Raw genomic sequence first — 21,585 nt, 5'->3', positions numbered from 1 at the left:
TGTCATCGAGGAGATCGCCGTTGCGTTGGGTATCATGGATGCTGGCCACCGTTGTATGCGCCGCACAGGCCGCCGTCGCTGCGCCACCGGTGGCGACTCTCGACCGCAGTCACTGGCCCGAACGCATCGATTCGCCGGTGTTGTTCGACGTCGCCTCACGTGCGCACATCCTGCTGTTCGCCCGCTCGTTGTTGGCCAGTGAAAGCCAGGACGAAGCACAGCTGACCGCGCGCCTGGGCCTGCGCCAGATCAATACGCTGGCGATCAACGATTTGCGCCAGCGGCTCTGGCAGCGGCTCTGGGCCAACTTTGACCTTGCCCAGCAAAGCTGTGAACAGGATGCTTCGTTCTGCTATGCCATCGACAGCGAAGGCGACCTGCGCACCCAGGCGGCCGACCTGGGAATCGATCCCGAATCCTTCTACTCCGGGTTCGCCGTGCCGGGCCAGGTGTTCAGCGAGGCCTATCTCAACGAACTGCTGCGCCTGGCTGCGGTGTCACCGCAGACCACCAGCGAAGTCCAGTTGTTGTCGGAGCAGGAATTCGATGGTAACGGTTTTGCCGACCGCACGTTCCTGCTGACCTTCGATGGCGGACCGAGCCCGGTCGATGGCTCTACCGATGCGTTGACCGGGTACCTGCGAGCGCAGGATTCGAGCGCCACCTTCTTCGTGCCCGGACAAAGCCTGCAGGCGCGTGCCGAAAAGACCTCGGTGGCCCAGTTGCAGGCGCTGTATGCCGGGCAGTGCGTGGCGACTCTGGGTTGGCAATACGTGTCCCATGGGCAATGGGACAAATGGCAGGACTCGATCTTGCGCAGCATCGCCCTGCTGCAGACCGACCTTCCCGACAGCTACGTGCCCTGGTTTCGCCCGCCGTACGGTCAGCGTCGCGCCGACAGCGCTGCATTCTTTGCCGGAGCCGGGCTGAAAGTGGCGCTGTGGAACATCGATTCGATGGACGATGACAGCCGCCTGACGGCCATGCAGGCTGGCGAGCGGGCGCTGAGCCTGATGCTGCTGTGGCGGCGCGGAATCGTGGTGTTTCACGACAACCTGGCCAAGGCACAGACCGCGCTGCCCTGGCTGATGCAGGAAACCGCCCAGACCGGTATCAACTGGCAGGCCTGTGCGGATGTGCAATAGGCCCAGGCAGCAAATGCCAGCATTTACGGGGGGTTGGCGGGTTTTTGGGAAAAATTGCGCAGGTGAGGCGGGGCAGGGCAACTTCTGACTCTAACGGCGTCCGCGCCACCCGCCAAGCGTTATTCGCACCGCTGAAAAATAAACTTCAAAAAACCGTAAAGAGCTTTTTTCCTTCATGGGTTTTGCGGTATTACGAAGACAGACCGCCGAACCCTGCATCACAGGTGGCGTCTTCGACAGACTCTCCACCTGTGCGCAGGTCCTGCTCCTTGATGTGGGAATCCGGCGGCCTTTTCGCGGCGCAGCACCGTCCAGGTATTGCGTTGTCAGGCTCCCAAAAAGGTGACCGAGTATGGATGAACAAGGACGCAGTACCTCTTCCAATCAGCCAATCCTTTATGTGCTCGATACCAACGTACTGATCCACGATCCAAACGCTCTGCTGAATTTCGAAGAACATCGTGTCGCCATTCCCATGACCGTGCTGGAGGAACTGGACAAACTCAAGGATGGCAAGCAGACCGTCGCTGCCGAATGCCGGCAGGCTATCCGCCTGATCGACAAGACCCTGGGCGATGCGTCGCCGGCCGTGGTCGAATCGGGCGTGCCGATCATGCGCGTGAGCGGCAACACCAAGGGCTTTCTGTCCATTCTGATGGACAAGCGGCCCGAGCCCTCGAACCTGCTGCCGCAGAACCTCAACGACAACATCATCATCAATCAGTTGATCGACCTGCACACGCGTCACCCCGACCTGAGCGTGATTCTGGTCACCAAAGACATCAACATGCGCCTCAAGGCACGCGCCTGCGGGATTGCCGCCGAGGACTACAGCACCGACCAGTTGGTGGACGATGTATCGCTGCTTTCGCGTGGCTATCACAATGTGACCGGCTCGTTCTGGGACCGCGTGAGCAAGGTCGAGACGCGCCAGGATCATGGTCGTACCTGGCATCGGGTGCAGTTGAGCGAAGTGCTGCCATCGGTGCACATGAACGAATTCATCATCGACGAGCAGGGTTTCGTCGGCTGGATCAAGGGCATCAAGGACGACGAGCTGATGATCCTCGACCTGCACCAGGAGCCTTTGCTGCATCAGGAAGCCTGGGGCCTCAAACCGCGTGACATCTATCAGGGGCTGGCCCTGTTCGCTTTGCTGGATCCGGACATCCATCTGGTCAACCTGACCGGTGCGGCGGGTTCGGGCAAGACCATCCTGGCCCTTGCTGCGGCCATCGAGCAGACCATGGTGACCAAGCGCTACCGGCGCATCATTGCCACCCGCAGCGTGCAGGGGCTCGATCAGGAGATCGGCTTCCTGCCCGGTACCGAGGCCGAAAAAATGGAGCCTTGGCTTGGCGCCATCACCGACAACCTCGAAGCCCTGCACATGGAGGACGAAAACACCCACGGCAGCGTCGACTACATCCTGAGCAAGGTGCCCTTGCAGTTCAAATCCCTCAACTACATCCGAGGTCGCAGCTTTCAGCAAAGCCTGATCCTGATCGACGAATGCCAGAACCTGACTCCGCATCAGATGAAAACCATCATCACCCGTGCCGGCGCTGGTTCCAAGGTCATCTGCCTGGGCAACCTGGCGCAGATCGATACGCCCTATCTGTCAGCCCCAAGTTCCGGGTTGACCTACCTGACGGAGCGCTTCAAGGACTTCCCGCAAGGCGTGCACATCACCCTGCAGGGTGTACCGCGGTCGATCCTGGCCGAATACGCCGAAAGTCATCTGTAAGTCGGCAACCTCCTCCGACCGGCTTCGCCTCGGTGCCCAGGCACCGATGGCGGGCCTAGCCTTCGAATTCCTCGTGGCGGTTCTGCGAACCCTCTTGCAGAACAAAGCGATAGGTACGCCCGGTTTTCTTTTCGAACGACAGTGTCTTGCCCGGCCGGATGTGGTGTTTGGTGGGCGGCGCGCAGTTCTGGCCGTTGCGATCGCAATCATTGAAGTGATCCAGCACCACCGTGGCGTTGCCCTTGTTGGGAATAGCGAACCGGCCGGCCTCATGCAGCACTTCAGTGGCGTAGGTCGTCTGTGCAGGCTTGACGAACATCACCGCGCCATAGCCCGCCAGAATGCTCACCCCTGCCGATAGCGCGTCGTTGTACTGCCTGGCTTGCTCGCTGCTCAGGCCGAAGCCATCGCCGGTTTCCGGAAGTACCGGAATGAAGCGCAAGCGGAAGTAGCGCTCGGCCAAGCGCTCGCCGCGGTACAGCAGACGTACCTGCTGCATGCCGTCGGGCGGCACGATCACCCGTGCCGGGCTGGCGATCAGGCTACGCTGCTCGGCCGGCAAACCCTCCAACGGCACTTCGCTGACCGTGCCGTCGGCAGCGTAGACCAGTTCGGCCACGGTGATCTTGACGAACGCTGCGGTGTCGCCGCTGTTGTAGATACGCTTGAGGGATGTGCTGCGGTCGCCATCGAAATATTCGTACAGGCTGCCGATGTTCAGTTGTGGGGCCGCACTAACATTGAAAGTGATCAGGCCGAGCAGTAGCAGAAGGTGTTTCATCACGTGATCCTCACGGGTTGGCGTCGTAGATGATGGTGATCGCGCCGCTGTAGCGTGAGCCGGGGTAAAGGAGCATCTCGGCAGCGCGTCGGCCGGTAACATCGAAATGAAGCGTGCCGGGTGCGTTGGTGGCCATCGTGGTAGGCGTGATGATTCGCCCATTGCCGACATGGCTGTACAGCGGCAGGCGATCGACGGGCTGGCCATCGCTGGTGAACGCACCGGGAAGGGAGATCGCCGTGTCCACCTGCACGTAGTGATCGTTCGCCTGGTTCTTCATGCGGCAGTTATAGGCGTTGCCCAGGTGTTCGCAGGCCAGGTACACCTTGAAAGCCGCGCCAGCCCAAAGACGCAAGGGCGAATCATGGAAAAGCCGCACGGGAGCCTTGCTGGAATTGATTGCGCTTTCCCAGCCGCCTTGTGGGGCAAGTTTCACCTCGGTGCCATCGGCAGGAAAATCCACGCGGATGTCGTGCTGCACGTCGAACCGGACACGAAAACGGATCGCATCGGTGCTGCTCTGGACGATGTTGCCGAAATCGAAGCCCTGGCCCATGCCCACCGGGTAGTCGAGCGTGCCTTCCCACCGGCCGGGAGCCAACGAGGCCGCCGATGGAAACTCGGGGCGGAACATGACGCCCGAGCGCGTGAACTCCGAATCCTCGACCTGTGTATTGCCGGATTTGTCCGATACGCAGGCGGGAGGATTGGTGGTGTTGGTTACCGACCACAGGAACTGCGAGTAGCCAGGACCCCCACCCATACCGCCATAGGCCACGCAACCGATGGGCCGAAGGCCAACCACGGTTTCGTTGCTGTAACTGACTCGCTGGCTGACATCGGCGAACGCAATGAACATGGTCGCGGTCTGTCCGGTCAGCTGGTTCTGCAGGGTCAGCGCCTGGCGCGGAGGCAGCTTGATATAGACCTTGTCGCGAGCATTGGCGGCATTCACGTCGACCCATTTGCGATAGGTGATCGGTAGATCCACGGTCCATTTGTTGACGCAATACGCTCCGCCTTGAAACGAGTTGCAGTAAGTGGCTTTGGGCGTGGTGTTGATGAAGTTGGTGCCTTCGATGCGGGCCGTTATGAGCGCTTCGTTGGCCTGGACATTGTGTGTTGCGGCCAGAAGTGCCAACAAGGCGGTCAACCATCCGACTGATTTCATCCTGCTTCTCCTTGCCCAAGGCCCTCGGACGCGGCCAGGGTATCTGTACTGCACTGCTGGTCACCGACCATCAACACCTGGTTCTCGCGCCGGGCATGGCCGCTGTCCAGTTTCAGGAAGCACAGGCGCACACCGCTGCGACGCACCTCCAGGGTGGGCGTGGATTCACTCATCTCGACGGCAAAGAAGCCGTCGGCCTCACTGACGCTGCGGCTGGCATGGTTGATGACCAGGACGCCCTTGATTGGCTTGCCATCGGGATCCAGCAAGCGACCGAGCACCGTGACCGTGCGCATGACGCGAATCTTCTGGTAATCCACCGCGCCGCGGTTGAGGTGGTAGCTGAAGCTGGGTGGCTGAATCACTGCGGTGGGTGCATCGTGGTGCTGGAAATCCAACTGCACCTGGCCAGGCCGGAAGGCGCGCGCGGCGATGACGTTGCGGCCAGGGCGCAGGGTCGAGCTGGGCCCTTGCGGGGTGTCGGCGCGCAGTTGCAGGTCAGCGAAGTCGGACTCCACATCCACGATCATGCCGGCCTCGTATGCCTGGAAGTCGCCGCTGACCGCTACCTGGCCAGCGCCCAGTGCTACGGTGCTTTCCAGATTGAGGCCGCCACTGACGGCGTTGTCGTAGGAGGAGTTCTGCAAGTAGGCATCGCCGTACAGGGCACGGTTCTGGAACTGCACATTGCCGGCCAGGGCCGCGCCGTAGCGATCCCCGCTCAGCGTACCCGCGACGTTGCGCAAGGTGTGGTGGTCCAGGGCCTGCTGGTAGGTGAGCGATACGTTGCGGTCGCGGCTGCCATCCACGGCGGTGCGGCTGCCCAGGGTGGCGGAGAGTCGCCGACCGTCCTCGCCCAGGCTCATGCTCAGGGTGAAGTTGACCCCGCGGTTGCGTGCGCCATCGGTATTGCTGGTGCCTGGACGGTCGAACACCGAAGCGCGCCAGTTGGCCTGCGAGCCCATCAACGTGCCGTGATAGACCAGGCCCAGGTCCAGCGAAGTGCCGCCATACAGGCCGTCGGCCTCGGCGACGCGGGCATGGGTACTGATGCGTTGGTTCAGGCGGTGCTGCCAGGACAGCGAACTCTGCGTCACTTGCCGGGCCGCCTGCGGCTCGCGCTCGCCGCGCAGCCGCGGATAGCGCTGCCAGTTCTGGCTGCGGCTGAGCACCAGGTTGCCCATCGGATAAGTCCACAGCGCCTGCAGGTCGTAGCCTTCACCGTGTTGATCGGTATGGAACAGGTTGGCGTACAGCTTCAGGCTCTGCAACGCATCCCAGTCGGCCGACAGGCCGTACTGATTGTAACCATCGACCCGCTGCAACGAGCCACCCAGTACCACTCGGGCATGGGCAAGATAGTTGAACAGCGCACCGGCGCTCACTGAATGATCGTTGTCTTCTTCCCAGTTGCTGAGCAGGGTACTGCGCTGGCCCAGATACAGGTTGTAGCGCCAGGGCTGGTCGGGATCGCTCCAGTTCGACGGCTTGTAGATGAACGCTTCGCTACTCGACGTGGTCCGGCCATCCTCGATCAGGCGTACCTCGATATCATAGATGCCGCCGGGCAGCACTTTGGTATCGATCGCTTGCAGCCCTGGTTGAACGGGCTGGCTGTTGATCAGCACGCCGTTGCGGTAGATCTCCACCACACCGGGCCGGTTGGGCGTCACATAGATAGGCGTGGCACTGGGCTTGGCATTGTCGACAGCAAGGCTGTCACTGCTGCCGTACATGATGCCCAGCGCTGTGACCGGGCTTTCGCCCAGCAACCTTGGTTGGCGGCTCAGCCCTTGAGCATCCGGCATGAAGTAGCCCAAGCGGTAGAACCGGTCACGCTGTACCCGCTCGGCGTAGAGCTGGTCGACCCTGTGCCGGGTCCCGTAGCGGCTGTCTTCGCTGCGGTCGGCCTGCAGTTGCGCCAGCGCCGTCCAGTCGCCGAGACTGCCCTGGCCCTGCAGCGCATAGCGGCCGGTTTGCTCATGGCGTCCGGCGGAAATGTTCATCTGGTTGCGCAGGATCAAGCCATGGCTGCCCTCGTCGGGGAGGCTGTAGTAACGCTCGTCGGCGCTGCTCCTCTCTGCGGTGCGGGTCAGAATCGACAGGCGTGAGTCGTAAAGGCTGTAGTGCAAGGCCACGAGGTCTTCACGACAGTCGCCGGTGCAATCGCCCAGCGCGGTAGGCTCGGCAAGCAGTTCTGCCCAGCGTTGCCGCCGCGGATCGTGGGCCTGATAGGCCTCACCGTTGGTGAACTCGATCAACTGCACTCGCTCCCGGCGATCCAGAGTGATCAGCGCTTCGCCCAGCGGGCGGCCGTCGAGATCGACGTGCACGGCGAGGGGCACGTCGAAGAAATAGTCATTGAATTCGCGAGGCAGGCCTTCGGCCTGGCTCGACAAGCGTCCCGGCCCCGGGCCCGCTGCCTCGACCAGCAGTGGCAAGGCCGCCAGTGAAAGCAGGCCGAGCGCGAGCGGGCCGGTGAAGGCCGATGGGGTGTTTCTAGTCATGGGTATCACGCAGGCAGGGTCACCCTGCCAGACGCACGAGCGACCAACAGGGTGACGTTCCAGACACAAAGGGGACGAGCAGGGATCAGACCGGATCAGGTGTTTCGAAGACCAGGTTCACCGTGCCCTGATAGGCCCCTGGTGCATAACCTGCGGAGGGCTTGCCGCCAGCGGTGACCAGAAAGTCGACCACGGTGCCAGCTGCGGCGTCGGCGACGTTGGCGACGATTTCCGATGTGGTACTCAGCGCCTGGCTGCCGACCTTGACGTTCAAGCCGATCGAGTTGGTGCCGCTGGTCATGGTCGGGGTGTTCATCAACTTGGCGGTGATGGCGCCGCTGGTGCTCTTCATGGTCAGTTGTTTGCGAATCGGCTCCAGAGTGCCGTCCACGGGTTTGAAGCTCATGTTTTGTGGCTCGTTCATCCAGTTGCCGCCCAGGGGCTCGACGATGAATTTGTCGGTGGGTACGGTAGCGGTCACGGTGACGGTGTGATCGATGCGCTGGTCGGCCATGGCCACTCCGGCGAACAGCATGGCCAGTGGCAGAGCGAGGATTGAAGGTTTCATCGGGTTGCAACTCCTTGGTTTCATATAAGCGACAGGTGCGCGCCCCGTCCCTGGTGAGCCAGGATGAGTGCAGTGGCCCACCGGATTGGCGCGGAGAGGAAGTGTGCCGAGCGCAGGTCGATGAAAAAGTCAGACTGTTCCCAAACTTCGTAGGATCCTTCCTACAAAGCGGTGCTTCAGGGTTTGTGCAACCCACCGGCTCCGGGGCTACAATCGCCTCTTCTGGAACAGGAGTAAGGCTGTGCTGACCCATCTCGATTCACAAGGGCGCGCCCATATGGTGGATGTCACCGAAAAGGCCGTGACCTTCCGCGAAGCCGTGGCCCAGGCGCGCGTTCGCATGCTGCCGACGACCTTGCGCATGATCGTCGAGGGCGAACACCCCAAGGGTGATGTGTTCGCGGTGGCGCGTATTGCCGGCATTCAGGCGGCGAAGAAAACCAGTGATCTCATTCCGCTGTGCCATCCGCTGATGCTGACCGGTGTGAAGGTCGAGTTGGCAGCCGATGGCGAAGACAGCGTCTTGATCACCGCCCGTTGCAAGCTGGCGGGGCAGACCGGGGTCGAAATGGAGGCGCTGACCGCGGCCAGCGTTGCCGCCTTGACCGTCTATGACATGTGCAAGGCGGTCGATCGCGGCATGCTCATCGAGCAAGTGCGCTTGCTGGAGAAGCAGGGCGGCAAGAGTGGGCACTTCAAGGCGGACGTGTCATGAAGTACACCGTGCTGTATTTCGCTCGCTACCGCGAACTGCTGGGCACCGGTGAGGAAGTGGTGACGGGTGAGTTCGCCAGTGTAGATGCGTTGCGCGAATTTCTCATCCTGCGGGGCGATCGGGAGGTACTTGGAGAAAAGGGCCTGATGTGCGCTCGCAATCAGGAAATGTGCGGGCTCACCGAGCCGCTGTTCGATGGCGATGAGGTCGCTTTCTTTCCCACCGTGACCGGAGGTTGAAATGAGCGTTCGCGTGCAGCACGAGCCGTTCGACCCTGGGGCTGAACTCAATGCCTTGCACCAAGCCAACACCGGCGTAGGTGCGGTGGTGAGCTTTGTCGGCTACGTGCGCGATTTCAACGACGGGCTGGAAGTGCGCGGGATGTTGCTGGAGCATTATCCGGGCATGACCGAAAAAGCCCTGGACAAGATCGTCTTCGAAGCGGCTCAGCGCTGGCCGTTGCTCAAGCTCGAGATACTGCACCGGGTGGGCGCGTTGGCGCCAGGCGAGCCGATCGTGTTCGTCGGCGTGGCCAGCGCCCATCGTCAGGCGGCGTTCCAGGCGTGTGATTTCGTCATGGACTATCTCAAGACCCGGGCGCCGTTCTGGAAAAAGGAGAGCACCGAAGATGGCCCGCGCTGGGTGCAGGGGCGCGAGAGCGACGAGGCAGCAGCGCAGCGCTGGGAGTGATGGTCTGCACAGGTGGTGTGGCAGGTTGGGACGCAGGGCGGCTTTCGCGGCCGATGACCGCTCCTACAGGGGGCTTGAGTACGTCCGTGGGAGCGGTCATCGGCCGCGAAGAGGGCGGCGCGGTGAGGCAGGTGGACGCGGTGCGGCTTTCGCGGCCGCGGACCGCTCCTACAGGGGTTGTGGGTGTTTGCGTTCGACGGGTTTCAGCAGCTCGGCCGACGGCATTTCGAAGTTGATCTTGCGACCCAGCAACGCCTCGATCGAAGGCAGTTGGTAGGAGTCGTCTTCGCCGGCGAAACTGATCGACACTCCGCTGCTGCCGGCTCGGCCGGTACGCCCGATGCGGTGAACGTAGTCATCCGGCACTTCGGGCAAGGTGAAATTGATCACATGGCTGATGCCATCGATATGGATTCCGCGGCCTGCCACATCGGTGGCCACCAGCACTCGGATCTTGCCCTCGCGAAAGCCCTCTAGCGTTTTGATGCGCTTGTGCTGCGGCACATCGCCGGACAGCTGCGCGGCATTCACGCCATCGCGCACCAGACGCTCTTCGATGCGGCGCACCTCGTCCTTGCGGTTGGCAAACACGATGACGCGCTCCCAGTCGTTGCTGGTGACCAAATTGTAGAGCAGTTTGTATTTGTCGCTGCCGGCCACTGCATACACGTGTTGCTCGACGGTCTCGCTGGCCACGTTCTCCGGTTCGATTTCGACAATGGCCGGGTCGGTGGTCCACTGCTGGGCGAGGTTCATCACGTCAGCGGTGAAGGTGGCGGAGAACAGCAAGGTCTGGCGTTCCTGCTTGGGCGGCGTCTGGCGAATGATCTGCCGCACCTGGGGGATGAAGCCCATGTCGAGCATGCGGTCGGCTTCATCGAGCACCATCACCTCGACCATGTCCAGATGCACTTCGCCGCGCTGGTTGAAGTCCAGCAAGCGGCCGGGGGTGGCAACCAGAATGTCGCAATGGCGTGCTTCGAGCTGCTTGAGCTGCTTGTCGAAATCCATGCCGCCGACGAACGTCATCACGTTCAGGCCGGTGTACTTGGTCAGGCCTGCGGCATCCTTGGCAATCTGCACCACCAACTCACGGGTCGGCGCGATGATCAGCGCGCGCGGCTCGCCCATGAAGCGCTCCTTGGGCGGAGGGGTCTGCTGCAGCTGGGAGATGATCGACACGAGAAAGGCCGCGGTCTTGCCGGTGCCGGTCTGCGCGCGTCCGATGGCGTCGCGGCCCTTGAGCGTGTAGCCCAGCACCTGAGCCTGGATCGGTGTGCAGTACGGAAATCCCAGGTCGTGGATGGCGTGCATCAGCTCGTCGGTGAGCGGAAAGTCGTGGAAGCGGGTCTTGCCTTCCTGCGCCTCGACCTGAAAATCGGCACGGCTCCAGGCGACAGCGACGGGCTTGGGCAGGCGGGAACGCGCAGGCTTTTCAGCGGCGATCACGGCCGGTGCGGGTGTTTCGGGTTCGGGGCTGACGCTGGGAGCTGGCGCAGCAACCACCGGCTGGGCCGATTCGTGGGTGTCGACGGGTAGGACGCGGGTGGCGCCAGTGTCGGCTGCAAGGGGTTGCGCCTCGCTTTTGCCGAACATCTTCTTGAGTGCTTTGAGCACAGGCTTCTCATCGATTGGTTGAGGAATGAACGTCAGGCAGTGTAATGCAAGAATCGAGCACGACGATAGAAGAGTGGTGGGGGCGTACGGTGACCGCTGTGTGGCTGGTACTGCGCAGTGTCTGCTTCGCGGCCGCTGACCGCTCCCACGAGTCGACCGCGAACCTATGTAGGAGCGGTCCGTGGCCGCGAAGGGCGCGCTGCGGTTGGCCGGACACACCGCGGCGTCTGCTTCGCGGCCGATGACCGCTCCCACGAGTCGACCGCGAGCCTATGTAGGAGCGGTCCGTGGCCGCGAAGGGCGCGCTGCGGTTGGCCGGACACACCGCGGCGCCTGCTTCGCGGCCACAGGCCGCTTCCACGGATGGGCCAGGTGTCAGTGCAACCGTTCGGCCAGCCAGTCGCCGATGTCGGCGATCTCCTGCGGTAACACTTGGTGACCCATGGGGTATTCCTGCCACGCTGCGTCAACGCCCCAGCGTTTGAGGTATTCATAAGCGCTGCGGCCCATGGCGTTGATCACGACTTCGTCATTCTGTCCATGCAGGCACAATGCCGGAGTGCGCTGCTGACTGGCAGCCAGTTCGATCTGGTCGTCGAAGGTGGGCGCATAGGTCGACAGCGCCAGTACTCCCCCAAGCGGACCTTGCCAGGTGATATAGGCCGTATGCAATGCCACCGCGCCCCCCTGGGAAAAGCCTGCAATGAAGATCCTTTCCGGCGGGATGCCGCTCGCCTGCTGCTCCTCGATCAGCCCGCAAAGCATCTGCGCAGACGCCTCCAGCTGGCTTTGGTCGATGGCCCGTGCCGGACTCATGGCGATGATGTTGTACCAGCTGGGCATGGCGTAGCCGCCATTGATGGTCACGGCGCGGGTGGGCGCCTGCGGCAGTACGAAACGCGTTCCCCGCAGCCGTTGCTGCAAGGCTTCCGCCACGGGCAGGAAGTCATAGCGGTCAGCGCCTAGGCCATGCAGCCAGATGACACAGGCGTCGACGCTGTTGTCGGGTTCGATGATCAAGGGATCGGTCATGGTTGCTCCGTTGTGGGGCGCCCGCTCTGTTTGGGTGCAGTGCGACGAGGCGCGATGGTGCGATCTTTGAAGAAGATGTCGCAAGGCTACAAGTTTTTCTATTGACGCGCATTTAAACGCGCTCGCCGGCCACTATGGTACGGCGCTTGCTATGTTACTGGCGTAATACCAGCATCGTCATCGACGGTAACACTATAGAACCGTTATGGACTGACGCAGAGCAGTCAGCGGCGATGCGGAAAAATTTGCCGATGGTCACCAGAGACGCCGCAGACCACTGCGTCGAACCTTGCGGGGAGCGGGGGCAAGCGTTGCATATCCCGGTCGCGCCATTCGGTCGGTCGGGTTCATCACTTGTATTGCGATTGATGCTTGACCCAACAACTAGCCAACACGGGTCGAAACCGCCTCATTAAGGTGCAGCGCAATTCAAGCTCGGACACAACAAGAGCAACTGGAGGTTTTGAATGAAGATGTTGAAATCCACCCTGGCAGTACTGACCGCTGCGACCGTCCTGGGCGTAAGCAGCTTCGCTCAGGCGGGTGCCACTCTGGACGCCATCCAGAAGAAAGGTTTCGTACAGTGCGGCGTCTCCGACGGCCTGCCTGGTTTCTCCGTTCCTGATTCTTCGGGCAAGATCGTCGGTATCGACGCCGACGTCTGCCGCGCAGTCGCCGCTGCCGTGTTCGGTGACGCCACCAAGGTCAAATTCAGCCAGCTGAACGCCAAGGAGCGCTTCACCGCCCTGCAGTCCGGTGAAATCGACATTCTGTCGCGTAACACCACCTGGACCAGCTCCCGTGATGCGGGCATGGGCATGGTCTTCGCCGGCGTTACCTACTATGACGGCATCGGCTTCCTGGTGAACAACAAGCTGGGCGTGAAAAGCGCCAAGGAGCTGGACGGCGCCACCATCTGCATCCAGGCCGGTACCACCACCGAGCTGAACGTGTCCGACTACTTCCGTGGCAACGGCCTGAAGTACACCCCGATCACCTTCGACACCTCCGACGAAAGCGCCAAGTCCCTGGAAGGCGGTCGTTGTGACGTGCTGACCTCCGACAAGTCGCAGCTGTTCGCCCAGCGCAGCAAGCTGGCCAAGCCGGACGACTACGTCGTGCTGCCGGAAACCATCTCCAAGGAGCCGCTGGGCCCAGTGGTACGCCGCGGTGATGAAGACTGGCTGGCGATCGTCAAGTGGACCCTGTTCGCCCAGCTCAACGCCGAAGAGGCAGGCGTGACTTCGAAGAACGTCGAAGCCGAGGCCAAGGCCACCAAGAATCCTGACGTGGCACGCTTGCTGGGCGCCGATGGCGAATACGGCAAGGACCTGAAACTGCCGAAGGATTGGGTCGTGCAGATCGTCAAGCAGGTCGGCAACTACGGCGAGATGTTCGAGCGCAACCTGGGCGCGAACACCCCGCTGAAGATCGACCGTGGCCAGAACGCTCTCTGGAACGCTGGCGGTATCCAGTACGCACCTCCGGTGCGCTGATCGGCCCGGCGCCTGACGGCACGTTGCCGTCGGGCGCTGTTCTCCATCTCTCCTGGGGCTTTCCATGCAAAATCAAATCGGCGCACCCAAGCAGGGGTTATCCCTGACTGATCCACGTGTGCGTGCGTGGCTTTTCCAGATCATCACCATTGTGGCGGTGGTCGGTATGGGCTGGTTTCTGTTCGACAACACACAGACCAACCTGCAACACCGGGGCATCACTTCCGGCTTCGACTTCCTTGAACGCAGTGCCGGCTTCGGCATTGCCCAACACCTGATCGACTACACCGAATCGGACAGCTACGCGCGCGTGTTCCTGATCGGCCTGCTCAATACCCTGCTGGTGTCCATCATCGGCATCATCCTGGCGACCGTGCTGGGTTTCGTGATCGGTGTGGCGCGACTGTCGCCCAACTTCATGATCAACAAGCTGGCGACTGTCTACATCGAGGTTTTCCGCAACATCCCGCCGCTGCTGCAGATCCTGTTCTGGTATTTCGCGGTGTTCCTGACCCTGCCGGGTCCGCGCGCGGCGCATGGTTTCATGGACAGCTTCTACGTCAGCAGCCGCGGCTTGAACATGCCGGGCGCGCTGGCGGCGCCAGGCTTCTGGCCATTCGTGATCAGCGTGGTGATAGCCATTGTCGGCGTCGTGCTGATGTCCAAGTGGGCCACCAAGCGCTTCGAGGCCACCGGCCAGCCGTTCCACAAGTTCTGGGTGGGCCTGGCGATCATCATCGTATTGCCGGCCCTGTGCGCGCTGATCTTCGGCACGCCGGTGCATTGGGAAAAACCCGAGCTCAAGGGCTTCAACTTCGTCGGTGGCTGGGTACTGATCCCGGAACTGCTGGCCTTGACCCTGGCGTTGACCGTGTACACCGCGGCGTTCATCGCCGAGATCGTACGCTCGGGCATCAAGTCGGTCAGCCACGGCCAGACCGAAGCGGCCCACTCGCTGGGACTGCGCAATGGCCCAACGTTGCGCAAGGTGATCATCCCGCAGGCCCTGCGCGTGATCATTCCGCCACTGACCAGCCAATACCTGAACCTGGCGAAGAACTCTTCCCTGGCCGCCGGTATCGGTTACCCGGAAATGGTTTCGCTGTTCGCCGGTACCGTGCTCAACCAGACCGGGCAGGCGATCGAAGTCATTGCCATCACCATGAGCGTGTACCTGGCAATCAGTATCAGCATTTCCCTGCTGATGAACTGGTACAACAAGCGCATTGCGCTGATCGAACGGTGAGGATGAGCGCATGACGACCCATATTTTCAAACCCGACCAGCCGCCACCCAGCAAAGTCTTCGGACCTGTCGCGTGGATGCGCCGGAACCTGTTCTCCAGCTGGCTCAACACCCTGTTGACCCTGCTCTCGCTGTACCTGATCTGGCTGATCGTTCCGCCACTGTTGAGCTGGTCGATCTTCGACGCGAACTGGGTGGGTACCACCCGTGCCGACTGCACCAAGGAAGGCGCCTGCTGGGTGTTCATCCAGCAGCGTTTCGGCCAGTTCATGTACGGCTATTACCCGCCCGAGCTGCGCTGGCGCGTCGACCTGACCGTGTGGCTGGCAGTGCTGGGTGTGGCGCCGCTGTTCATGTCACGGTTCAAGCGCAAGGCGGTCTATGGCATCGGCTTTCTGGTGCTGTACCCGGTCATCGCCTACTTCCTGCTGCATGGCGGCGCGTTCGGCATGCCGACCGTGGCAACCAGCCAATGGGGCGGCCTGATGCTGACCCTGGTGATCGCCACCGTGGGCATCGCTGGCGCCTTGCCGCTGGGGATCCTGCTGGCGTTGGGCCGGCGTTCGAAAATGCCGGCGGTGAAGGTGGTCTGCGTGACTTTCATCGAGTTCTGGCGTGGCGTACCGCTGATCACCGTGCTGTTCATGTCCTCGGTGATGCTGCCGCTGTTCCTGCCTGAAGGCATGAACTTCGACAAGCTGCTGCGCGCGCTGATCGGCGTGATCCTGTTCCAGTCCGCGTATGTGGCGGAAGTGGTGCGCGGTGGCATGCAGGCGATTCCCAAGGGGCAGTACGAAGCTGCCTCGGCCATGGCGCTGGGCTACTGGCGCAGCATGGGCCTGGTGATCCTGCCGCAGGCCTTGAAAATGGTGATCCCCGGCATCGTCAACACCTTCATTGCATTGTTCAAGGACACCAGCCTGGTGATCATCATCGGCCTGTTCGACCTGCTCAACAGCGTCAAACAGGCGGCAGCCGACCCGGCATGGCTGGGCATGGCGACGGAGGGCTACGTGTTCGCGGCCCTGGTGTTCTGGATCTTCTGTTTCGGTATGTCCCGCTACTCCATGCATCTGGAGCGCAAGCTGGACACTGGCCACAAGCGTTAGGAGCTTAATCATGAGTGAAGCGATCAAGAAACCGGCGGGCGCACCGGGCATCATCCAGATGCAAGGCGTGAACAAGTGGTACGGCCAGTTCCACGTGCTCAAGGACATCAACCTGAACGTGGCCCAGGGCGAGCGTATCGTCCTGTGCGGGCCCTCGGGTTCGGGCAAGTCGACCACCATCCGTTGTTTGAATCGGCTGGAAGAGCATCAGAAGGGCACCATCATCGTCGACGGCGTGGAGCTGACCAACGATCTCAAGCAGATCGAAACGGTACGTCGCGAAGTGGGCATGGTGTTCCAGCACTTCAACCTGTTTCCTCATCTGACCATCCTGCAGAATTGCACGCTGGCGCCGATGTGGGTGCGCAAGATGCCCAAGCGCCAGGCCGAGGAAATCGCCATGCATTACCTGGAGCGCGTGCGTATCCCGGAACAGGCGCACAAGTTTCCCGGCCAGTTGTCCGGTGGCCAGCAACAGCGTGTGGCCATTGCGCGGGCGTTGTGCATGAAGCCCAAGATCATGCTGTTCGACGAACCGACGTCGGCGCTCGATCCGGAAATGGTCAAGGAAGTACTCGACACCATGATCGGCCTGGCCGAAGACGGCATGACCATGCTCTGCGTCACTCACGAAATGGGCTTCGCCCGCACCGTGGCGAACCGGGTGATCTTCATGGACAAGGGCGAGATCGTCGAACAGGCCGCGCCGAACGACTTCTTCGACAACCCGCAGAGCGACCGGACACGGATGTTCCTGAGCCAGATCCTGCACTGATTGCCTTTTGCGGCACACGAAAAACCCGGGCCTGTGCCCGGGTTTTTTCGTTTCAGGTCTGCTGCACCGCAGCGCCTGCTTCGCTGCCGATGACCGCTCCTACGGGTTGCGCGGATACCTGTAGGAGCGGTCCGTGGCCGCGAAGGGCGCACTGCGGTTTGGCTGACACACTGCGTCGTCTGCGTCGTCTGCTTCGCGGGCAGAGCCCGCTCCCACAGGGACGTGGGTCATCCCGTAGGAGCGGTCCGTGGCCGCGAACGGCGCGCTGCGGTCTGAAGGGCACACTGTCAGCCAGGTATTTGCCATTGCTGGCAATACGCTCTACGCTTCCTCGTTCAAAGCCGTATTCAAGAGACCATCAGGCATTCCCGTCCTGGCAATGGTCCGCACCTTCGTTTCTGGACCTTTATGCCTACTGCCAACTGTACCCCTTCGAGTCGCGATATCGTCACGCCGCTGCATAAACCCTGGTTGCTGATCCTTGGCTTGGTGCTGGTGGCGCTCAACCTGCGTCCGGCCTTGTCGAGCATGGCGCCATTGCTTGCGCAGGTCTCTGCCAGCCTTGGCCTGAGCGGCTCGACGGCCGGGCTGCTGACTACGCTTCCAGTGCTGTGCCTGGGTCTGTTCGCGCCCTTGGCGCCTCTGCTGGCACGGCGTTTCGACAGCGAGCGCGTGGTCTTGGGTGTGTTGCTGGTGCTGGCAGCCGGCATCGCGCTGCGCAGCCAGTTGGGCATCTGGGGCCTGTTCGTCGGCAGCCTGGTGGCCGGTGGCAGTATCGGGATAATCGGTGTGCTGCTTCCCGGCATCGTCAAGCGTGACTTCGCTCGACAGGCCGGCACGATGACCGGTGTCTACACCATGGCATTGTGTCTGGGAGCTGCACTGGCCGCCGGTTCCAGCGTTCCCCTCAGTCAGTATTTCGATGACAGTTGGCGCATCGGCCTGGCGTTCTGGATGGTGCCTGCCCTGTTGGCCGCGGTGTTCTGGCTGCCGCAGACGCGGCAGAAACATGGTCTGCAGCGCGCTCGCTATCGGGTCAGCGGGCTGTTCCGCGACCCCCTGGCCTGGCAGGTCACGCTGTTCATGGGCTTGCAATCATCGCTGGCCTACATTGTGTTTGGCTGGCTGCCGTCGATCCTGATCGGTCGGGGCTTGTCGGCAGCCGAAGCTGGGCTGGTCATGTCGTTCTCGATCATCGTGCAACTGCCCAGCGCGCTGACCGTGCCATGGCTGGCCACCCGCGGTCATGATCAGCGTCTGCCGATTCTTGCAGTGATGGCACTGAGCCTGACTGGTTTGTTTGGCCTGCTCTATGCACCGTTGAGCGGGATGTGGGGCTGGGCAATCGTGCTTGGTCTGGGGCAGGGCGGTGTGTTCGCTTTGGCGCTGACCTTGATCGTGCTGCGTTCGCGCGATGCCCATGTGGCGGCCAACTTGTCGAGCATGGCCCAGGGTGTGGGCTACACCATCGCCTCGATGGGGCCCTTCGCGGTAGGACTGGTGCACGACATGACGGGCGGCTGGAGCGCAGTGGGCTGGGTGTTTGCCGTGATTGGCATCGCTGCCACGGCGGCGGGTATGGGGGCCGGGCGTACGCTGCATGTGCGTGCGGTGGCGACGAAGGTGGAATGATGCCGCGGGTTTGCAGACAGGCGCTGCTGAATCAATGACCGACATCACGCCACCCAAACCTTGGTATGTCTACTTGGTCCGCGCGGCGAACGGCTCGCTCTACTGCGGCATCAGCGACGATCCGCACAGACGCTTCGCCAAGCATCAGAGCGGCAAGGGCGCGCGTTTTTTTCTCTCCAGCCCGGCAGTGGCGCTGGTGTACTACGAAACCTGGCCCAGCAAGGGTGAAGCGCTGCGCCACGAGCGGCTGATCAAGCGCCTACGCAAAGTTGCCAAGGAACACCTGGTAGCGTCTTTCCGCCACCTGTAGCAGCGGCGCGAGCCGCGTCCGGTGGCACCGCGATCATTCAGGCGCACCGCATACACCGCCGACGCGGCTTGCGCCGCTGCTACAGACCATGCATCCCCTGTAGCAGCGGCGCGAGCCGCGTCCAGTGGCACCGCGTTCATTCAGGCACACCACACACACCGCCGACGCGGCTTGCGCCGCTGCTACAGAGCACGCAATCCGTGTAGCAGCGGCGCGAGCCGCGTCCGGTGGCACCGCGTTCATTCAGGCACACCACACACACCGCCGACGCGGCTTGCGCCGCTGCTACAGACCACGCATCCCCTGTAGCAGCGGCGCGAGCCGCGTCTAGTGGCACCGCGTTCATTCAGGCACACCGCATACAGCGCCGACGCGGCTTGCGCCGCTGCTACAGACCATGCCGCCCCTGTAGCAGCGGCGCGAGCCGCGTCCGGTGGCACCGCGCTGATTCAGGCACACCGTATACACCGCCGACGCGGCTTGCGCCGCTGCTACAGACCATGCATCCCCTGTAGCAGCGGCGCGAGCCGCGTCCGGTGGCACCGCGATCATTCAGGTGCACCGCATACACCGCCGACGCGGCTTGCGCCGCTGCTACAGAGCACGCAATCCGTGTAGCAGCGGCGCGCGCCGCGTCCGGTGGCACCGCGTTCATTCAGGCACACCGCATACAGCGCCGACGCGGCTTGCGCCGCTGCTACAGGGGTATGTGCTCTGCGCGCGGGCGAGTAAGCTGTGAGCTTTCCCCATCCTGCTGGAGCCGATATGTCCGAGTTGATCCTGCATCACTATCCGACCTCGCCGTTCGCCGAGAAGGCCCGCCTGATGCTCGGCTTCAAAGGGCTCGCATGGCGCTCGGTACTGATTTCGCCGATCATGCCCAAACCCGATCTGACGGCGTTGACCGGTGGCTACCGCAAGACCCCGGTGTTGCAGATAGGCGCCGATGTGTATTGCGACACGGCCCTGATCGCTCGCCGTCTGGACCAGGAAAAAGCTTTTCCATCGCTGTTGCCCCAAGGTCAGGAACTGACTGTCGCCACGTTCGCCGCCTGGGCCGATTCGGTGCTGTTCCAGCATGCGGTCAGCCTGGTGTTTCAACCCGAGTCCATCAGTGCCCGTCTGGCGCGCCTGCCGGAAGACGCCGCCAAGGCGTTCATCGCCGATCGCATGGCGCTGTTCCAGGGTGGTACGGCCACTCGTTTGTCGGTGGAGCAGGCCAAGCATCAGTGGCCGACGTTCATGGCGCGGCTTGAACAGCAGCTGCAGGACGCAGAAGGCGACTACCTGTTTGGCGAACCTACCCTGGCAGATTTCTCCCTGGCCCACCTGTTGTGGTTTCTCAAGGGAACGCCGGTCACTGCACCGCTGGTGGATATCTATCCCGCCATTCATGCCTGGCTCGGCCGCGTGCTGGGCTTTGGCCATGGTACCTACAGCGACCTGAGTGCCGATGAGGCACTGGCGATAGCCAAGACTGCTACTCCGGCAGCCTTGCCTACGGAAACGTTCGAAGACCCCAATGGCTTCAAGGTTGGCGATCAGGTGAGCATTGCGGCGGTGGACTATGGCGTCGACCCGGTGCGTGGAGAGTTGTTGTTTGCCGGTGCCGAGGAATTGATCATCAAGCGCGAAGACGAGCGCGCCGGCGTGGTGCATGTGCATTTCCCACGCGTAGGTTTTGCGCTCGCGAAGCAGTAACTGCTCTGCGTTCGATTGGATACACCGCGGCGCCTGCTTCGCGGCCGCTGACCGCTCCCACGGGATGTCCGCGATGTACAAGGGCCTGGTGTGGGAGCGGGGCGGGCGGCTGAGCCCTCTGCCCGCGAAGGGCGCGATGCGGTCTGATTGACACACCGCGGCGCCTGCTTCGCGGCCGGTAACCGCTCCTACGGGTGGATGCGAACCTCTGTGGGCTCAGCTCAATCCTTGCGACGTTTGAGCTGGTCGGTCAGTTGCGAGGGCAGGCCCTTGATGATCAAGGTGCCGGCTTCTTCGTCATATTCGATCTTCGAGCCCAGCAGATGCGCCTCGAAACTGATCGACAGCCCCTCGGCACGCCCGGTGAAGCGGCGAAACTGGTTGAGGGTGCGTTTGTCCGCCGGGATCTCTGGCGACAGACCGTAATCCTTGTTGCGGATATGGTCGTAGAACGCCTGCGGGCGCTCTTCATCGATCAAGCCCGACAACTCCTTCAAGGTGACCGGCTCGCCCATCTTGCTCTGGCTGGTGGCGTACTCCACCAGGGTTTGGGTTTTTTCCCGCGCAGACTCTTCGGGCATGTCCTCGCTTTCGACGAAGTCGCTGAACGCCTTGAGCAATGTCCGCGTTTCGCCCGGGCCGTCGACGCCCTCCTGGCAGCCGATGAAGTCGCGGAAATACTCCGAGACCTTCTTGCCGTTCTTGCCTTTGATGAACGAGATGTACTGCTTGGACTGCTTGTTGTTCTGCCACTCCGACAGGTTGATGCGTGCCGCCAGGTGCAACTGCCCCAGGTCCAGGTGCCGCGACGGGGTGACGTCGAGCTCTGATGTCACTGCCACGCCTTCGCTGTGGTGCAGCAGGGCAATGGCCAGGTAATCGGTCATGCCCTGCTGGTAGTGCGCGAACAGGACGTGCCCGCCGGTGGAAAGATTCGATTCTTCCATCAGTTTCTGCAAATGCTCGACGGCCGTGCGGCTGAACTGGGTGAAGTCACGACCCTCGTCCAGATAGTCCTTGAGCCAGCCACTGAAGGGGTGCGCCCCGGACTCGGCATGGAAGAAGCCCCAGGCCTTGCCCTGCTTGGCGTTGTAGCTTTCATTGAGATCGGCAAGCAGATGCTCGATGGCGCTGGACTCGGCCAGTTCGCTGTCGCGCGCGTGAAGCACGGCGGGGGTGCCGTCGGGTTTCTTGTCGATCAAGTGGACGATGCAGTGACGGATCGGCATGGGCTTCTCGGCTGGTCTGTTTGACGGGCACGGTGGACGTGGCGAGCCGTGCGGCAAAGGGGCGAAGTGTAACGTAGATAGGGGTTTTACGGATTGCTGGTGACGGGTGCGTGCG

General features: G+C 62.2%; 19 protein-coding genes. 12 read left to right on the top strand and 7 right to left on the bottom strand.

The annotated features are described in order from the left end of the window. Nucleotides 1-38: 38 nt before the first annotated feature. Both IFT57_RS05035 and IFT57_RS05030 read left to right on the top strand, forming a co-directional pair. Nucleotides 39-1,145, top strand: coding sequence for a polysaccharide deacetylase family protein (locus IFT57_RS05035; protein ID WP_192150910.1), 1,107 nt, complete (start codon nt 39-41; stop codon nt 1,143-1,145). Between the two features lie 352 nt (nt 1,146-1,497). Then, a complete protein-coding gene (locus tag IFT57_RS05030) occupies nt 1,498-2,892 on the top strand; it encodes a PhoH family protein (RefSeq protein ID WP_122713557.1) in 1,395 nt (464 codons plus the stop codon). 55 nt (nt 2,893-2,947) lie between these two features. Here IFT57_RS05030 and IFT57_RS05025 read toward each other — a convergent pair whose 3' ends face one another. The 4 genes from IFT57_RS05025 to IFT57_RS05010 all read right to left on the bottom strand — a co-directional run bounded on the left by IFT57_RS05025 (nt 2,948) and on the right by IFT57_RS05010 (nt 7,919). Next, nucleotides 2,948-3,673: a molecular chaperone gene (locus tag IFT57_RS05025; protein ID WP_192150790.1), complete on the bottom strand. Its 726-nt coding sequence runs from the start codon at nt 3,671-3,673 to the stop codon at nt 2,948-2,950. A 10-nt stretch (nt 3,674-3,683) separates the two neighbouring features. Continuing rightward, entirely contained in the window at nt 3,684-4,844 is a 1,161-nt protein-coding gene (locus tag IFT57_RS05020; protein ID WP_192150788.1) for a hypothetical protein, read from the bottom strand. After that, nucleotides 4,841-7,351: a TcfC E-set like domain-containing protein gene (locus IFT57_RS05015; RefSeq protein ID WP_192150786.1), complete on the bottom strand. Its 2,511-nt coding sequence runs from the start codon at nt 7,349-7,351 to the stop codon at nt 4,841-4,843. The genes IFT57_RS05020 and IFT57_RS05015 overlap by 4 nt, the downstream gene beginning before the upstream one ends. 85 nt (nt 7,352-7,436) lie before the next feature. Further along, nucleotides 7,437-7,919, bottom strand: coding sequence for a CS1 type fimbrial major subunit (locus IFT57_RS05010; protein ID WP_192050458.1), 483 nt, complete (start codon nt 7,917-7,919; stop codon nt 7,437-7,439). Between the two features lie 241 nt (nt 7,920-8,160). Between IFT57_RS05010 and moaC the strand changes: the two genes are divergently transcribed. Genes moaC through moaE form a run of 3 tightly spaced genes read left to right on the top strand, consistent with a single transcriptional unit; the run spans nt 8,161 to nt 9,324 of the window. Then, nucleotides 8,161-8,634, top strand: a complete 474-nt coding sequence (gene moaC, locus IFT57_RS05005) for a cyclic pyranopterin monophosphate synthase MoaC (RefSeq protein ID WP_192150784.1) — start codon at nt 8,161-8,163, stop codon at nt 8,632-8,634. After that, nucleotides 8,631-8,873, top strand: a complete 243-nt coding sequence (locus IFT57_RS05000) for a MoaD/ThiS family protein (protein ID WP_122796091.1) — start codon at nt 8,631-8,633, stop codon at nt 8,871-8,873. The genes moaC and IFT57_RS05000 overlap by 4 nt, the downstream gene beginning before the upstream one ends. Before the next feature lies 1 nt (nt 8,874). Beyond that, entirely contained in the window at nt 8,875-9,324 is a 450-nt protein-coding gene (gene moaE, locus IFT57_RS04995; protein ID WP_192050462.1) for a molybdopterin synthase catalytic subunit MoaE, read from the top strand. A gap of 168 nt (nt 9,325-9,492) precedes the next feature. Here moaE and rhlB read toward each other — a convergent pair whose 3' ends face one another. Then, entirely contained in the window at nt 9,493-10,941 is a 1,449-nt protein-coding gene (gene rhlB, locus IFT57_RS04990; protein WP_192150782.1) for an ATP-dependent RNA helicase RhlB, read from the bottom strand. A gap of 375 nt (nt 10,942-11,316) precedes the next feature. Further along, entirely contained in the window at nt 11,317-11,973 is a 657-nt protein-coding gene (locus tag IFT57_RS04985) for an alpha/beta hydrolase (protein WP_122796088.1), read from the bottom strand. 467 nt (nt 11,974-12,440) lie between these two features. Between IFT57_RS04985 and IFT57_RS04980 the strand changes: the two genes are divergently transcribed. The 7 genes from IFT57_RS04980 to IFT57_RS04950 all read left to right on the top strand — a co-directional run bounded on the left by IFT57_RS04980 (nt 12,441) and on the right by IFT57_RS04950 (nt 20,241). Beyond that, the gene (locus IFT57_RS04980) at nt 12,441-13,469 is read left to right on the top strand and encodes an amino acid ABC transporter substrate-binding protein (protein WP_192150780.1); all 1,029 of its coding nucleotides are present in this window, start codon (nt 12,441-12,443) and stop codon (nt 13,467-13,469) included. A 64-nt stretch (nt 13,470-13,533) separates the two neighbouring features. Beyond that, on the top strand, nt 13,534-14,715 hold the full coding sequence (locus IFT57_RS04975; protein ID WP_122796086.1) for an amino acid ABC transporter permease: 1,182 nt from the start codon (nt 13,534-13,536) through the stop codon (nt 14,713-14,715). A 10-nt stretch (nt 14,716-14,725) separates the two neighbouring features. After that, nucleotides 14,726-15,823: an amino acid ABC transporter permease gene (locus IFT57_RS04970; protein ID WP_043186351.1), complete on the top strand. Its 1,098-nt coding sequence runs from the start codon at nt 14,726-14,728 to the stop codon at nt 15,821-15,823. Between the two features lie 10 nt (nt 15,824-15,833). After that, the gene (locus IFT57_RS04965) at nt 15,834-16,598 is read left to right on the top strand and encodes an amino acid ABC transporter ATP-binding protein (protein ID WP_043186354.1); all 765 of its coding nucleotides are present in this window, start codon (nt 15,834-15,836) and stop codon (nt 16,596-16,598) included. A gap of 408 nt (nt 16,599-17,006) precedes the next feature. Further along, complete coding sequence (locus IFT57_RS04960; RefSeq protein ID WP_192150778.1) at nt 17,007-18,230, top strand: MFS transporter; 1,224 nt, start codon at nt 17,007-17,009, stop codon at nt 18,228-18,230. A 34-nt stretch (nt 18,231-18,264) separates the two neighbouring features. Then, complete coding sequence (locus IFT57_RS04955) at nt 18,265-18,540, top strand: GIY-YIG nuclease family protein (protein WP_192150776.1); 276 nt, start codon at nt 18,265-18,267, stop codon at nt 18,538-18,540. 765 nt (nt 18,541-19,305) lie between these two features. Further along, on the top strand, nt 19,306-20,241 hold the full coding sequence (locus tag IFT57_RS04950; protein WP_192150774.1) for a glutathione S-transferase family protein: 936 nt from the start codon (nt 19,306-19,308) through the stop codon (nt 20,239-20,241). A 221-nt stretch (nt 20,242-20,462) separates the two neighbouring features. Here the strand turns inward: IFT57_RS04950 and yejK are convergent, their stop codons facing one another. Beyond that, a complete protein-coding gene (yejK, locus tag IFT57_RS04945; RefSeq protein WP_192150772.1) occupies nt 20,463-21,470 on the bottom strand; it encodes a nucleoid-associated protein YejK in 1,008 nt (335 codons plus the stop codon). Between the last annotated feature and the right edge of the window lie 115 nt (nt 21,471-21,585).

Origin of the sequence: Pseudomonas sp. CFBP 13719, assembly GCF_014842095.1 — a bacterium.
Classification (GTDB): Bacteria; Pseudomonadota; Gammaproteobacteria; order Pseudomonadales; family Pseudomonadaceae; genus Aquipseudomonas.
This window is presented reverse-complemented; position numbering and strand designations above follow the sequence as displayed.

Excerpts from the sequence above, each read along its gene's own strand:
- moaE (WP_192050462.1), top strand. The coding sequence starts at position 8,875 with ATGAGCGTTCGCGTGCAGCACGAGCCGTTCGACCCTGGGGCTGAACTC.
- yejK (WP_192150772.1), bottom strand. The coding sequence starts at position 21,470 with ATGCCGATCCGTCACTGCATCGTCCACTTGATCGACAAGAAACCCGAC.
- IFT57_RS04950 (WP_192150774.1), top strand. The coding sequence starts at position 19,306 with ATGTCCGAGTTGATCCTGCATCACTATCCGACCTCGCCGTTCGCCGAG.
- IFT57_RS04960 (WP_192150778.1), top strand. The coding sequence starts at position 17,007 with ATGCCTACTGCCAACTGTACCCCTTCGAGTCGCGATATCGTCACGCCG.
- IFT57_RS05010 (WP_192050458.1), bottom strand. The coding sequence starts at position 7,919 with ATGAAACCTTCAATCCTCGCTCTGCCACTGGCCATGCTGTTCGCCGGA.
- IFT57_RS04970 (WP_043186351.1), top strand. The coding sequence starts at position 14,726 with ATGACGACCCATATTTTCAAACCCGACCAGCCGCCACCCAGCAAAGTC.
- IFT57_RS05025 (WP_192150790.1), bottom strand. The coding sequence starts at position 3,673 with ATGAAACACCTTCTGCTACTGCTCGGCCTGATCACTTTCAATGTTAGT.
- IFT57_RS04965 (WP_043186354.1), top strand. The coding sequence starts at position 15,834 with ATGAGTGAAGCGATCAAGAAACCGGCGGGCGCACCGGGCATCATCCAG.
- IFT57_RS05015 (WP_192150786.1), bottom strand. The coding sequence starts at position 7,351 with ATGACTAGAAACACCCCATCGGCCTTCACCGGCCCGCTCGCGCTCGGC.
- IFT57_RS04955 (WP_192150776.1), top strand. The coding sequence starts at position 18,265 with ATGACCGACATCACGCCACCCAAACCTTGGTATGTCTACTTGGTCCGC.
- IFT57_RS04985 (WP_122796088.1), bottom strand. The coding sequence starts at position 11,973 with ATGACCGATCCCTTGATCATCGAACCCGACAACAGCGTCGACGCCTGT.
- IFT57_RS05000 (WP_122796091.1), top strand. The coding sequence starts at position 8,631 with ATGAAGTACACCGTGCTGTATTTCGCTCGCTACCGCGAACTGCTGGGC.
- IFT57_RS04975 (WP_122796086.1), top strand. The coding sequence starts at position 13,534 with ATGCAAAATCAAATCGGCGCACCCAAGCAGGGGTTATCCCTGACTGAT.
- IFT57_RS05030 (WP_122713557.1), top strand. The coding sequence starts at position 1,498 with ATGGATGAACAAGGACGCAGTACCTCTTCCAATCAGCCAATCCTTTAT.
- IFT57_RS05020 (WP_192150788.1), bottom strand. The coding sequence starts at position 4,844 with ATGAAATCAGTCGGATGGTTGACCGCCTTGTTGGCACTTCTGGCCGCA.
- IFT57_RS04980 (WP_192150780.1), top strand. The coding sequence starts at position 12,441 with ATGAAGATGTTGAAATCCACCCTGGCAGTACTGACCGCTGCGACCGTC.
- IFT57_RS05035 (WP_192150910.1), top strand. The coding sequence starts at position 39 with ATGCTGGCCACCGTTGTATGCGCCGCACAGGCCGCCGTCGCTGCGCCA.